Raw genomic sequence first — 14,231 nt, 5'->3', positions numbered from 1 at the left:
TGAATCGGATTCTTTTTATTAGTCCTCCATGGTTGACAAGTCACCTGTGGGTAAATCAAGCTCCCATGCCTTCAATACTCTACGCATGATCTTCCCACTTCTTGTCTTTGGTAGTTTTTCTTTAAATTCAATTTCACGAGGAGCCGCATGAGAAGCGAGCCCTCTTTTACAAATGTGCGAATTTCTTCTTTTAGCTCATCTGATTCTGTGTAGCCTTCTCGTAAAGCTACGAAGGCTTTGATAATCTCCCCGCGTAATGGATCAGGCTTTCCGATGACGCCAGCTTCCGCAACAGCTGGATGCTCAACTAATTTGCTCTCTACTTCAAATGGTCCTACACGTTCACCTGATGTCATAATGACGTCATCAATTCTTCCTTGGAACCAGAAATACCCGTCTTCATCCATATAGGCGGAATCTCCTGAAACATACCAATCGCCAGGCATAAAGTAGCTTTCGTACTTTTCTTTGTTATTCCAGATCGTATACATCATCGAAGGCCACCCTTTTTTAACAGCTAAATTGCCCATTGTATATGGTGGTAATTCATTTCCTCTATCGTCTACAATCGCCGCCTTCACTCCTGGAATAGGTTTTCCCATACTACCTGGCTTGATTTCAAGGCATGGATAGTTACAAATTACCTGTGCTCCTGTCTCTGTCATCCACCAAGTATCATGAATGCGTTGATGGAACACTTTCATTCCCCATCGAATAACTTCAGGATTTAATGGTTCACCTACACTTAAAATATGCCTTAATGATGACAGATTATAGGACTGAACCAACTCATCACCCGCACCCATTAGCATTCTAAATGCGGTCGGAGCACTGTACCATACAGTTACTCCAAGGTCTTCAATCATTTCATACCAAGTAGAAGGATTAAATCTACCTCCAACAATTACATTAGAAGCCCCTGTTAACCATGGTCCAAACATTCCGTATGCCGTACCTGTCACCCACCCTGGGTCTGCTGTACACCAATACACATCTTCTTCCTTTAAGTCTAGAACCCACTTTGCTGTTTGATAGTGTTGAATCATGCTATTATGTACATGAAGTACACCTTTAGGCTTTCCTGTAGAACCAGACGTATAGTGTAAAACTAAGCCATCATGTCGATCTACCCATTCGATTTGTGCATGTTTACTTGCACTCTGAAGATGAGTTAAAAAGTTAACAATCTTCCCCTCTTCTTTTACATCCTCCCCAACTAATACTATATGTTGGAGTGCAGGAAGCTCTTCTACAGGAACACGCTCAAGCAGCTCTGGAGTGGTAATTAGTACTTTCGCCTCGCTATCCTGTAACCGATCTCGAACAGCTCCTGACATAAACGCTTCAAATAATGGGCCGACAATAGCACCTAATTTAATTGCACCTAAAACGGCAAAATATAGTTCAGGCTGTCTTGGCATAAATACAAAAACACGATCGCCCTTCTCTACTTCTGCGGTTGATTTAAGTACGTTAGCTGCCCGATTAGACCATTCCTTCATTTCTTTATACGTATATTTTTCATTTCTTTCTGCATCTCTGTAATATAATGCAATTTTATTTTTTCGAAATGATTCTGCATGGCGGTCAATGGCTTCATATGCAACATTTACCCGTCCTGTTTTCGACCAGGTAAATTCTTTTTCTACATCACTCCACTGAAAGTCAGTAGACATAGTTTTATAGTCAATTAGGTTGTAATTCCCCTTTACCGTTGGTAACGCTTCCAATTTCACAAGCATATCCCCCTTTGCCCTTGTTATCCCCCATTATAATATAAGGACCAAATATTCTCAATTTTTTAATATCTTCTCTTACTAGCAGTTTTTTTCGACAATATTTCTTCTATGAAAGTTAGTTGAAAACGCTTTACTTTTTTCATTATCCTGTATAATAAAAATAACGATCTAGTTTAGGTGGTGAAGTTGTGATTCATACTAAAACGTATAATGCGAAGGAATTGAAAACAAAAAAAGGTAACGATTGTCATCGAAGGACCCATTACTTCAGAAAAGCTAGCGTCCTATGATTTTCATGAAGATTTAACATCTTTTAGAATAGCAAATAAACAGCATAAAGCTTTAATAGAAATTGCGGGATTACCCGAAGGAAGAATTATTGTAGCAAGAGATAGACAAAATACAGTCGTAGGCTATGTTACTTACCTGTATCCCGACCCACTTGAGCGTTGGTCTCAAGGTAAAATGGAAAATTTAATTGAATTAGGAGCCATTGAAGTCATTCCACATTATCGTGGCTGTTCCATTGGAAAATCATTGCTACAAGTATCCATGATGGATCATGCAATGGAAGACTATATCATTATTACAACAGAATACTATTGGCATTGGGATTTAAAAGGAACGGGATTGAACGTATGGGAGTACCGCAAAATCATGGAAAAAATGATGAATGCAGGTGGATTAGAATGGTATGCAACGGACGATCCAGAGATTAGCTCTCACCCGGCCAATTGTTTAATGGCCCGTATCGGAAAAAGAATACAGCCTGAATCAATTGAAAGATTTGATCGACTACGATTTATGAATCGATTTATGTATTAACGATAGTCTAAACAAAGGGGATGGATAGACATGTTAGTCGAAGAGATCATGAACAAGGATGTAGCAGTATTATATGAATGGGATACCATTCAACATGCTATTCGATTAATGAACGAGAAAAAAATTCGACATTTGCCCGTCATTAATGATCAAAATGAAGTCATAGGCATTGTCAGTGACCGTGATTTAAAGGATGCAGCACCTTCCATTTTAAGCGCTACCTCGTCTGATGAAGAGTTACAAAAACCAGTGAAACTCATCATGATTGAAGATGTCATTTATGGTCACCCATTAGATTTAATTGAAGAAGCTGCTGCGCTTTTTTACGATTATCAAATCGGTTGTCTACCCATTGTGAAAGATCAAAAATTAATTGGAATGATTACCGCGAAAGATGCCTTATATACTCTTATTAAGTTAACAGGAGCTCATCAACCTGGTTCACACATAGAAGTAAAAGTTCCAAATAAAGCAGGGATGTTACATGAAGTGACCTCTGTGTTGAAGAATTTTCATGTCAACATACATAGTGTTCTTGTGTACCCTTATCCTAAAGATGAGCAGTTTAAAATTATCGTACTTCGCATTGGCACAATGAATCCAATGGCAGTTATTCAAGCATTTCAAGATGCTAATTTAGATGTTATTTGGCCACATGCTCTAGGTGGTTTTTATGAGTGATAGTTCTTTTATCTTCTCAGAAAAACTACTAAACTATCGATTTTCGAAAAATCACCCATTTAATCAGCAAAGATTATTACACACAGTCAGTCTACTTCGTGAAATAGGTGCTTTATCAGATGAACACATAATAGAGCCGAGGATAGCAACAGAATCAGAATTGGCATTAAATCATGAACGATCGTTCATTGAGGCGGTAAAACAAGCTGGACTTGGGATTTTAACCCAGGAAAAATGGGAAGGTTATGGAATTGGTACAGACGATACACCCATATTTCCTGGAATGCATGATGCTAGTTCGTTACTAGTAGGTGGTACGCTAACAGCTGTAGATGAGGTCATGTCTGGACGAAAGAACCATGCTCTACATTTAGGGGGGGGACTTCATCACGGATTTAGAGGGAAAGCTTCAGGATTTTGTATATATAATGATAGCTCCGTAGCCATTAAATATATACAACAGAAATATGGTGCCAAAGTGTTATATGTGGATACAGATGCTCATCACGGGGACGGTGTTCAGTGGTCATTCTATGATGATCCATCTGTTTGCACCTTTTCCATTCATGAAACAGGTCGATATTTATTTCCAGGTACTGGTCAAATCACGGAAAGAGGAAGTGGAAAAGGTTATGGATATACGTTTAACATTCCACTGGATGCCTTTACAGAAGATGACTCCTTTTTAAAAAGTTATGAGACAGCACTCAGGGAAGTAACACACTTTTTTAAACCCGATGTTATTCTTACTCAAAACGGTGCAGATGCTCATTTCCATGATCCTCTAACTCACCTTGCATGTACCATGAATATTTATAAAGAAATCCCTAAGCTAGCTCATGAATTAGCACATGAATATTGTGACGGTAAGTGGATAGCGGGTTGGGGGGGGGTGGATACGATATTTGGCGTGTCGTACCGAGAGCCTGGTCACTAATTTGGTTAGAGATGACAGAGCAAACACTTTCATCTAATGAATTGCCCTTAACATGGATAGACAAGTGGCAAAATGCGTCCCCTGTTCCCCTACCAACGACGTGGTCAGACCCAGATGGTATGTATCAGCCTATTCCTAGAAAGGCTGAAATTGAAGAAAAAAATGAACACATTGTACAGAAATTATTATATCCTTTAAGACAAGAGCGTAACTAAATAGGCTGTCCAATTGGACAGCCTATTCTATTACTCTTCTATACCGTATAACTCTTGATATATATCCCTATAATCACTGCCTAAAATAATATCCTTAGGTAGAAGTCCTGACCATTCCTCAATACGGACGTTCGGATGATTTTGCAAGTAGACTTGAACTATACGATAGCCGATTTTATATCGAAATCTCATGTCATTAATCGGGTTTAGCAGAGTTATATACCCTGCCTTATCTTTGTACTAGACAAAAACAGCAAGAAGCCTAAGCTTCTTGCTGTTAATCCACATTTTCATAACTAGGATCTAAAATAATCATTTCAACTCGTCGGTTTTCTGTAAGTTCTCTGCTGAATCGTTAGGAGCTAATGGCCTTGTATCTCCATACCCAACAGCAATAAATCTCGTTGGATCTAATTGGTGATTACTAATAAAGTAGCGAATTACCCCACTTGAACGAGCTGCTGAGAGCTCCCAGTTAGAAGGAAACACACTGGTTGAAATGGGTCGATTATCCGTATGTCCCTCTATTTTAATCATGTTCGGAATAGAAGACAATAATTCTGCTACTTTGTCCAGAAACGGATAAGCATCAGAGATGATGACCGCATTTCCAGATTGGAATAATACTTGCTCTTGAAGAACAAGCACCACTCCTCTTTCTGTACGAGAAGCAACGGCTACATCATTTAATTTGTTTTCATCTAAATATTGTTGAATCTCATCCAGTAATTGATCCAACTCTTCTTTTGTTTGAGGCTCACCCGCATCCGTGTTGGGAGGTGCATCATTGTCTTCTAGTTCTTTTTGAACCATATCATCTTCTTTTTCTACTTCTGGTGAAGCAGACGGATTCTCAAATTCAATGATAGAAGGATAAAACTCTAAGATTTGTCGCTGACTAAACGATTCCGCAATAGCTTTAAACTTTACAATATCAATTTGAGACATAGAGAATAGTAGAATAAAAAATAACTAAGATTAACGTTACAAGGTCAGAAAATGTAACCATCCATTTAGGAGCACCTTTTTCTGGTGGTTCAGGTCTTCGATCACGCCTCATTTAAGACAGCCTCCTGACCGTCAGCCTCCACTTTTTGTTGCTCTTTTTCACGATCTGTTTTTGAAAGGAATACACTTAACTTTTCCTCTAATAGCTTTGGATTCTGACCAGATTGAACTCCTATAACACCTTCTATAATGATTTGCTTATAGAATATCTCTTTTTTTGTTCGAACGGCTAGTTTACCCGATAGGGGGATAAAGACTAAGTTTGAAAGTAATGACCCGTAAAATGTTGTTAATAAAGCGATAGCCATATTTGGCCCTAATGTAGTTGGGTCATTCAAGTTTTTTAGCATGAGAACAAGTCCAATTAACGTTCCAATCATCCCCCACGCAGGTGCATATTCCCCAGCCTTATCAAGTAGGTCACGGCCCCCTCTGTGGCGATCTTCAAGTGCTGTAAGTTCCGCGTTCATAATGTCTACAATAACATCTGGTTCAATACCATCGACGGCAAGAAGTACGCCTTTTTTAATAAAAGGATCGTCTACTTTTTCAAGCTCTGCCTCTAACGCTAGTAGACCTTCTCTACGTGCTCTTTCAGATAGTGTGACAAAAGTAGAAATTAATCCACGAATGTCAAACTCTTCGGTACGAAATCCTTCTCTCATAATAGTAAACAAGGATTTAAGCTCCCTTAGTGAAAAGCTAACTAACATGGCAGCCGTTAATCCCCCAAATACGACGAGGATGGAGGGAACATCAATAAAGGATGTAAATCCTCCAATCCCACTATTTGAAATGATACCAAATGCAATAAATCCGAATCCTACTACAATGCCAACGGGGGTAAAAATGTCCAGCTTTTTCATCGTTTCTCTCCCTAGCTCTATAAAAGTTATCTACCTATTGTATCGACATAACTTTTATTTTGTTGAGCCACGCTTTTCAATTCGGTGCGGAAGTACTACAGTGTTCTCTTCTACATTCTCTTTATTCATTAATTTTGTTAACAATCTCATCGCAACTGCACCAATATCATAAAGGGGCTGAACCACACTAGAAAGCTGTGGTCTTACCATAAGAGCAAGTCGGGTGTTGTCAAAACTTACCACTTCAATTGAATCTGGAATAGACATTCCAGCATCTTGTGCAGCATGTACGACACCTAAAGCCATTTCATCATTTCCTACTAGAATCGCTGATGGAGGATCACCCTCTTTTAAACGGTCAAAAGCTTCCATGCCACTATCATACGTGTAGTCCCCTTCAACCACTAAATCCTCTTGATATGGAACACCTAGTTTTTCTAGTGCTTCTTTATATCCATCTAGCTTTAGCTTGCTAATCGTATCATGTAAAGGACCACTAACAAATGCTACATTTTTGTGGCCTTTTCAACAATATCAGTCACCGCATCATAAGCAGCTTGTTTATAATCAATGTTAACGGACGGAATTTCTTTAGACTCCTCAACAGATCCTGCTAACACAATTGGCACAGGAGATCGTTTAAACTCCGCTACATGTTCATCTGTAATATCTCCTCCCATAAATACAATCCCGTCCACTTGCTTTCCAAGCATTGTATTTAATAGGTGCAATTCTTTTATTTTTTATTTTTGATCAGAGTTACTTAAAATGATGTTATATTTATACATCGTCGCAATATCTTCGATACCACGTGCTAACTCAGCAAAAAAGATGTTGGAGATATCCGGAATAATGACACCTACCGTTGTGGTTTTCTTACTCGCAAGTCCTCGTGCTACAGCATTTGGTCTATATCCTAATCGGTCAATGACCTCTAATACTTTTTTCCTTGTTTGAGGTTTCACATTTGGGTTTCCGTTCACAACACGGGAGACCGTCGCCATGGAAACGTTTGCCTCTCTCGCTACATCATAAATAGTTACGTTCATTCATCTTACACTCCTTCTACTTAAACACATGTTACTACATATATTACACTATTCTTCATTATTTAAGAAACGCTTACAACTAAGAATATCAATATTTTGCGCTTATTATCATACTTTAGACAAGAAAGAACTTCAATTATATTCGATTAATATTGACAAAAACTTTATAAATTGATCGATGCCCTGTTTTTTGAGAATCTTCCAATATTTTAAGTATTGAAAAAGGAGGCTTAAATTAAGCCTCCCCTTTACTCTTCATTATTTAGATGAAATAAATAACCCTTTTTTTATTTCTTCAAAGAATGTATCAAACTGATCAATGTTCATTTGTTGAGCAGAATCTGATAATGCAACAGCCGGGTCTGGGTGAACCTCTGCCATCACCCCATCAGCCCCTACTGCTAAAGCAGCTTTCGCTGTAGGTAATAGTAAGTCTCTACGACCTGTGGAATGAGTTACGTCAACAAATACCGGTAAGTGAGTTTCTTGTTTTAGGATAGGAACAGCTGAGATATCTAGCGTATTACGCGTTGCTTTTTCATACGTACGAATACCACGCTCACAAAGAATGATTTGCCCATTCCCTTGAGAAATAATGTATTCAGCAGCATTGATGAATTCGCTTATCGTAGCAGCTAATCCACGTTTTAATAAAACAGGTTTATTCACAGCACCAGCAGCTTTTAGTAATTCAAAGTTTTGCATATTTCGTGCACCAATTTGAATCACATCAATGTAATCTAATGCTTTTTCAATATCCGCTGGGTTAACAATTTCACTTACTACTGCAAGATTATACTCATCGGCCACTTTCTTTAGGATTTTAAGCCCTTCAAGCCCTAATCCTTGGAAATCATATGGCGATGTACGAGGCTTAAACGCTCCACCACGTAAAAGCTTTAAACCTTTTGCTTTTACGGATTCTGCAACAGCTGCTACTTGTTCATATGATTCAACGGCACATGGCCCAAATATAAAGCTAGGTGTACCATCACCAATATTCTCACCATTTATGGAAACAACGGTATCCTCAGGCTTTTTCTTTCTTGAAACAAGAAGCGCTTTTCGGTGATCATCTTGTTGTAATTCAAGGTTTGCTTTAAAGATTTCTTTAAAAATGTGCTCAATTGTGGAATGTTCAAAGGGTCCCTTATTGTTTTCAATAATTTGGTTCAGCATTTCTCGTTCTCTAACAGGATCAAAACGGTACATACCTTGTTTTTCTTTTAATTTTTCCAATCTCTTGGGCAGCCTTTGCTCGCTCATTTATGAGTTCCAATAACTGCAAGTTCAAAGTATCCACTTTTTCTCGTAAAATATCTAATTCATTATGGCTCATTTTTGCACCTTCCTTCATTAAAATGAAACTACGTAATATACTTAAGTATATCGTTTGAAATAGTATCGCCATAGAAAGCCCTATGTGTGAAATTATTTCAAGATGTTCTATTTTTTCTTTTCTAATTTTATGATAGCTTTAAACTATATTACGGTCATTATAGTAGAAAAAAATTAGAAAAGTCACGAAAAATATTTTAATTCTTAAACGCTTTTAAGCGTTAAAGTAAAATACCATACAAAAATTAAAGTAGGTGTTTCTAATGGAACAATCTAAAATATTCGCTCTCGACATAGGAACTCGTTCAGTTGTCGGTATTATCCTTCAAGAGCTAGAAGGTAAATACGAAGTCATTGACGTCTTATCCATTGAACATAAAGAGCGAGCTATGTTGGATGGACAAATTCATGATGTAGTTGCCGTGAGTGAAGTCATTCAAGATGTAAAAATGCAGCTTGAAAGAAAACATGGGTCTCTTAAAAGAGTATGCGTGGCTGCAGCTGGGCGTGCATTAAAAACAGAAAGTGCAAGTGCCGTTTTGCCCATTAAAGGGAAGCCGGAGTTAACAAAAGAAGATGTTCTTCATCTTGAATTAAGTGCAGTTCAACAAGCCCAGAGTACTGCAGCAGAACAGGCTCAGGAAAGTAAGAGTCACCATTATTACTGTGTAGGATATTCTGTTCTTTATTATCGATTAGACGGAGAAGATATTGGAAACTTAATAGATCAACAAGGAAATGAAGCATCTGTAGACATCATTGCTACATTTCTACCAAGAGTAGTGGTGGAGTCACTGATCTCCGCACTAAAACGTGCTGACCTAGAAATGGAGGCACTAACTCTAGAGCCTATTGCCGCTATTAATGTATTAATCCCTCCTTCTATGAGACGATTAAATGTAGCATTAGTGGATATAGGAGCAGGTACATCTGACATTGCTATCACAGACGCAGGTACTGTCATAGCCTATGGAATGGTGCCAGTAGCTGGTGATGAAATAACAGAAGCACTTAGTGATCAATTTTTATTAGATTTCCCATTAGCTGAAAAAGACAAAAAAAGAACTTATTGCAAATGGCAGTATCTCTATTGAAGATATTCTAGGGTTCCAATCAGAAGTAACGAAAGAAGACGCAGTGGAAAAAATTAGCTACAGCATCGATAGATTAGGTGAAGAAATCACCAATGAACTGAAGCGTCTAAATAACCAGAAGCCACCAAAAGCCGTCATGCTAGTTGGAGGTGGTAGTTTAACTCCTAACTTACCAAAAGTGGTAGCTGAAAATCTAGGTCTACCTGAAAACCGTGTAGCCATCAGAGGAATTGATGCGATACAAAATATTAAACTTCATGATACGGATTACTTTGGTCCTGAACTTGTTACCCCGATTGGTATTGCTATAGCCGCTAAACAATCTCCTGTTCAGTACATGACCACCTATGTAAACGAGCAACCTATTAGACTGTTTGAAGTCAAATCGCTCACTGTTGGTGATAGTTTATTGGCAGCAGGATTACAGTTTAATAAAATGTATGGAAAACCTGGATTGGGTCTTGTTCTTACAGTAAATCAGCAAGCCATCACGGTTCCAGGATATCACGGTGAACCGCCTGAATTCACAAAAAATGGTCAACCTTGTTCTTTAGATGACCCTATAACAAACGAAGATCGTATTACAGTTGTCAAAGGAAAGGATGGTCTCCCCGCCAAGGTTACCATTCAAGATTTCATGGATTCTGTTCCTTCTTTCACTGTATTCGTCGACAAGAAAAAGGTTTTTCTTGATACGTTTATTGAAAAGAACGGAAAGCAAGCAAAACCATCAGACGGGTTATTTGATGGAGATCGCCTCACCTTGTCCAATGAATTTACTGTAGAGCATGTTCTTCGTTCCAATCGCTTAGAGCATTGGTTACAGAAAATGAAGCCATTTTATATAACGTTAGAGGGAAAAGAAATTTTCTTCCCTCCTCTCACAGGTAAATTATTAGTGAACGGAAAGATGGTACGTCCGTCTCATAAATTGCAGCCCAATGACAAAATCACATTTGAAGAAGCTGAAATTCCTAGTTGGGGTAAGATCGCCATACGTAAACAACTTTCATTAGAAAAACAAAATTCAAGTCTTTTTTCAAGGGGCACCCCTTTCATTATCTAAGGAAACGGTCTCCGCTTTTAGGAACGGTGAGAAGTTAACGGCTGACTCTGTTCTAAAATCTGGTGATGAAATTCGCTTAACGTATAAAGAAGCTACGCCTTTCATATTTCAAGATATCTTTACAAAAGCAGATGTTGACATACCTAAGCATTCTGTTGGTAATTATCAATTACTACGTAACGGGCAGCCTTCTGCTTTTGATGAACCTATTGAAACGGGTGACACGCTAGAAATTAACTTTCAACCGTCGTCTAAAAATCTTAAATAACCAATAAAAAAGCAATCCTACTCAGCAGTGGGATTGCTTTCTTGCGTTTAGAGTGCTTTTAACGCTTTTTCAGTGATTTTAAAATGAGAGACATTCCATGACGGTTTACCATCAATAAATAAAAATGCTTGAGGTGACTCGTGGCGTATAGCAAACTTTTTCGCAATATATCCAGATAATTCACGAGAATCCTGAACAGCTAAATAATAGCCATTTTCAGCACTACTGTTAATAAATGAAGAGTATTCATCAAATGCCTTCCCACTAATTGGGCAAGTTAAGCTATGCTTTAAAAAGAAAAACCTATCTTCTGATTGTAATAATGATTCAAAATCATTGATTGAATGTATTTTTTTCAAATTGATTCCCTCCTTACATCTTCCCCTATATCATACCGAAAATTTAGGAGAATATGCCAAGACTATGCTTGCTAAAGATGCAGGTTTGCAAAGCTTCAAATTGATTATTCACTCACTTGTCATATAATATATGCACTATAAGCATGCGCTATTTCATGCGATTAAACCCACCCCTTTTTCTTACCTTCCAAAACGAAGCTAGGCTGTCTCATAAACTATATTCTAGCTCCATATGCAACAAAAAAGGTGCACCCACAGCTAGAATAGTCTAACCATGGGTGCACCTTCCTTATTTATACATTCGTTTCAGATCCATCATATTGATTGACGGCTTTTAGATATACTTCTTCGTCTTGTCCTTCATTTACTTGATGAAGTTTAGCTTCGTTTTCAGCCTTTTCATCATGAGGCTCATAAGAACCTTTTGTAGGCTCTAAAGATTCTACTTCCTCTACCTCATCATTAGTATTAGAAGAAGCCACACGATCTCTAATTCCTTGAATAGAGGTTTGTAGAGAAGCGGTTTTATCTTTTGTTGCCTCTACAATGGAAGACCCCTTTGTTACAGCGGTTTCCTTCCATTCTGTCGCTTTCACCTTAAGATTAGACGCTTGACTATTCATGTCTTCTCTTAATTCCTTACCTGGCTTTGGTGCAAGGAATAATGCGGTAGCCGCTCCAACTAAACCACCTAATACAGCTCCTAGTACAAAATCTCTACCTGCTGTATCTTGTTTTGTATCTTCTAAAGTTGCTACACCATCCAATGGTTGTTCTGGTTGAGGTAATTTTCTTTGTTCTTCCATCTCTCTCATCCTCCCAAGTTTAGTGTTCACTTATATAAAGACTTGAACTTAATAAGCCTTTTATAAAGACCGATGAATTCGGCCCTTACGCACTTTTCATTTCTTTCTTCATAAACTTCTTCAGCAGCAGACTCTTGCTTTACTTTTCTAAGCTGCCACTTATCCTTTAATTCCATTAATACATTTCCCCATTGCACTACTTGAGAAATCTTTTCTTTGTTCTCGTCAATACCTGTAGATACCGTGCTAGATACTTTTCGAATACTGCTATTAAATTCTTGAATAGAACGTCCTACATCCTTGATTGCAAAAACGACACTGTTTAAGTCATCCGATTTTTTCTGAATGTCTTCTGCTAATCCATTTGTTTTATGTAAGAGTTCTGTTGATTCTTTCGTAATCCCTTGTAGCTGTCCTTCTAATCCTGTTAATGTCGTTGAAACACTCTTTAATGTTTCCTGTAAGGATGTTAAGGTTTTTGCTAAGAAAATGACTAAAATTAGAAAAGCAATCGCCGCCACCGCTGCACTTAAGTATAAAATAATTTCCATTTACAGCACCTCCTATAGTTTAATTCTTTACCCTTAATAGGATTTACTAAACTTACCTACATTACTTCTCTAAATAATTTAGAAACCCTTTATTTAATTACGATTAATCGTACGATAAGTTAGTTGCTTTGTCTAATATAATTCACATTATGCTGCAACTCGGGTAAACTAGTGGTGTAACTTACATAATTTAATGGGGGTAATCTAGTGAAGGATCCACGTATTCAACAACTTGCAAAAAATTTAATTCAATATTCTTGCCAACTTCAACCAGGAGAAAAAGTATTAATTGAAAATTTTGGTTTACAAAAAGAACTCGTTACAGCTCTTGTCAAAGAAGCTTATGCTGTTGGAGGTCTTCCTTTTGTATCCATTAAGGACCATTCTGTAGATAGAGCACTATTAATGGGGGCATCAGAAGAACAATATGGATTTATGGCAGACTATGAAGCAAACGTAATGAAAGATATGGACGCATACATTGGACTGCGAGCAGGAGATAATATTAATGAACAGTCAGATGTTCCTGCAGAAAAAAATGCCATTCATGGTGCCACTATTATGAAGAAAGTACATCGCGATATTCGAGTACCTAAAACGAAATGGGTAGTGCTTCGATACCCTACACCTTCTATGGCTCAATTAGCCAAAATGAGTCTTGAAGGCTTTGAAGACTTTTATTTCAATGTATGCAACTTAGATTATAGTAAAATGGACAGAGCGATGGATGCGTTAGTAGAGTTAATGAATAACACGGATCAAGTTCAAATTAAAGGACCTGGAACAGATTTATCGTTTTCTATTAAGGGTATTCCGGCAGTTAAGTGTGCAGGTCGATTAAATATTCCAGACGGAGAAGTATATTCTGCTCCTGTTAAAGATTCAGTGAATGGTACTATTACGTATAATACGCCGTCTCCATATCACGGATTTACGTTTGAAAATGTTCAATTGACATTCGAAAACGGAAAAATTGTAGAAGCCATTGCAAATGATACAGAGAGAATAAACGAAATCTTTAACACAGACGAAGGTGCTCGTTACGTAGGAGAATTCGCAATTGGTGTGAATCCTTATATCCTTCACCCGATGCAAGATATTTTATTTGATGAGAAAATTGATGGAAGCTTCCATTTCACTCCTGGCCAATGCTATGATGATGCATTTAATGATAACCATAGCAATATTCATTGGGATCTTGTTGCTATACAAAGACCTGAATATGGTGGGGGCGAAATTTACTTTGATGGTAAGTTAATTCGTAAAGATGGTCGGTTTGTCATTGAGAAGCTAGAAGGATTAAACCCAGAAAATTTAAAATAATTTCAGGTTGAAGTTCGTAAAAAGCTTCAGCTTCCACGTTGTGTTTGTGTAGAACGTTTCATCAGCATCTAGAGTTTTAAACAAGCTATATAAATAAACAAAGTTA

At 37.8% G+C, this 14,231-nt stretch carries 10 protein-coding genes and 5 pseudogenes; 6 read left to right on the top strand and 9 right to left on the bottom strand.

The window, feature by feature from the left end:
* Nucleotides 1-18 precede the first annotated feature (18 nt).
* Nucleotides 19-1,736: pseudogene (gene acsA / locus M44_RS23100) on the bottom strand (acetate--CoA ligase).
* Between the two features lie 191 nt (nt 1,737-1,927).
* On the opposite strand from acsA, the pseudogene M44_RS23095 reads away from it, so the two are divergent.
* From M44_RS23095 to M44_RS23090, 3 genes and pseudogenes are all read left to right on the top strand, one after another.
* A pseudogene (locus tag M44_RS23095) lies at nt 1,928-2,564 on the top strand (GNAT family N-acetyltransferase).
* A 30-nt stretch (nt 2,565-2,594) separates the two neighbouring features.
* Nucleotides 2,595-3,245, top strand: coding sequence for an acetoin utilization AcuB family protein (locus M44_RS12950; protein WP_010174267.1), 651 nt, complete (start codon nt 2,595-2,597; stop codon nt 3,243-3,245).
* Nucleotides 3,238-4,397, top strand: a pseudogene (locus tag M44_RS23090) (acetoin utilization protein AcuC). The gene M44_RS12950 and the pseudogene M44_RS23090 overlap by 8 nt, the downstream one beginning before the upstream one ends.
* 312 nt (nt 4,398-4,709) lie before the next feature.
* On the opposite strand, the gene M44_RS23085 reads toward M44_RS23090, so the two are convergent.
* From M44_RS23085 to M44_RS23075, 5 genes and pseudogenes are all read right to left on the bottom strand, one after another.
* Complete coding sequence (locus tag M44_RS23085) at nt 4,710-5,345, bottom strand: OmpA family protein (RefSeq protein WP_010174263.1); 636 nt, start codon at nt 5,343-5,345, stop codon at nt 4,710-4,712.
* On the bottom strand, nt 5,332-5,457 hold the full coding sequence (locus tag M44_RS29525; RefSeq protein ID WP_010174261.1) for a flagellar motor protein MotB: 126 nt from the start codon (nt 5,455-5,457) through the stop codon (nt 5,332-5,334). Before M44_RS29525 ends, M44_RS23085 begins: the two co-directional genes overlap by 14 nt.
* A complete protein-coding gene (gene motP, locus M44_RS12935) occupies nt 5,447-6,271 on the bottom strand; it encodes a flagellar motor protein MotP (protein WP_010174259.1) in 825 nt (274 codons plus the stop codon). The genes M44_RS29525 and motP overlap by 11 nt, the downstream gene beginning before the upstream one ends.
* 54 nt (nt 6,272-6,325) lie before the next feature.
* A pseudogene (gene ccpA / locus M44_RS23080) lies at nt 6,326-7,320 on the bottom strand (catabolite control protein A).
* Between the two features lie 258 nt (nt 7,321-7,578).
* A pseudogene (locus tag M44_RS23075) lies at nt 7,579-8,659 on the bottom strand (bifunctional 3-deoxy-7-phosphoheptulonate synthase/chorismate mutase).
* Nucleotides 8,660-8,921: 262 nt separating this feature from the next.
* On the opposite strand from M44_RS23075, the gene M44_RS29520 reads away from it, so the two are divergent.
* Together M44_RS29520 and M44_RS29515 are read left to right on the top strand one after the other, a co-directional pair.
* Nucleotides 8,922-9,752 (top strand): cell division protein FtsA, encoded by an 831-nt coding sequence (locus M44_RS29520; protein WP_337444107.1) that lies wholly within the window; start codon nt 8,922-8,924, stop codon nt 9,750-9,752.
* A gap of 43 nt (nt 9,753-9,795) precedes the next feature.
* Complete coding sequence (locus M44_RS29515; RefSeq protein WP_337444106.1) at nt 9,796-10,818, top strand: hypothetical protein; 1,023 nt, start codon at nt 9,796-9,798, stop codon at nt 10,816-10,818.
* Nucleotides 10,819-11,133: 315 nt separating this feature from the next.
* On the opposite strand, the gene ytxJ is transcribed toward M44_RS29515, so the two are convergent.
* From ytxJ to M44_RS12895, 3 genes are all read right to left on the bottom strand, one after another.
* The gene (gene ytxJ, locus M44_RS12905) at nt 11,134-11,445 is read right to left on the bottom strand and encodes a bacillithiol system redox-active protein YtxJ (RefSeq protein ID WP_010174247.1); all 312 of its coding nucleotides are present in this window, start codon (nt 11,443-11,445) and stop codon (nt 11,134-11,136) included.
* A 293-nt stretch (nt 11,446-11,738) separates the two neighbouring features.
* A complete protein-coding gene (locus M44_RS25425; RefSeq protein ID WP_010174246.1) occupies nt 11,739-12,251 on the bottom strand; it encodes a YtxH domain-containing protein in 513 nt (170 codons plus the stop codon).
* A 26-nt stretch (nt 12,252-12,277) separates the two neighbouring features.
* On the bottom strand, nt 12,278-12,802 hold the full coding sequence (locus tag M44_RS12895) for a DUF948 domain-containing protein (protein WP_010174245.1): 525 nt from the start codon (nt 12,800-12,802) through the stop codon (nt 12,278-12,280).
* A 207-nt stretch (nt 12,803-13,009) separates the two neighbouring features.
* Between M44_RS12895 and M44_RS12890 the strand changes: the two genes are divergently transcribed.
* A complete protein-coding gene (locus M44_RS12890; RefSeq protein WP_010174244.1) occupies nt 13,010-14,125 on the top strand; it encodes an aminopeptidase in 1,116 nt (371 codons plus the stop codon).
* Nucleotides 14,126-14,231: the final 106 nt, after the last annotated feature.

This window comes from Bacillus coahuilensis m4-4 (assembly GCF_000171615.1).
GTDB classification, from domain to species: Bacteria; Bacillota; Bacilli; order Bacillales; family Bacillaceae_K; genus Bacillus_T; species Bacillus_T coahuilensis.
This window is presented reverse-complemented; position numbering and strand designations above follow the sequence as displayed.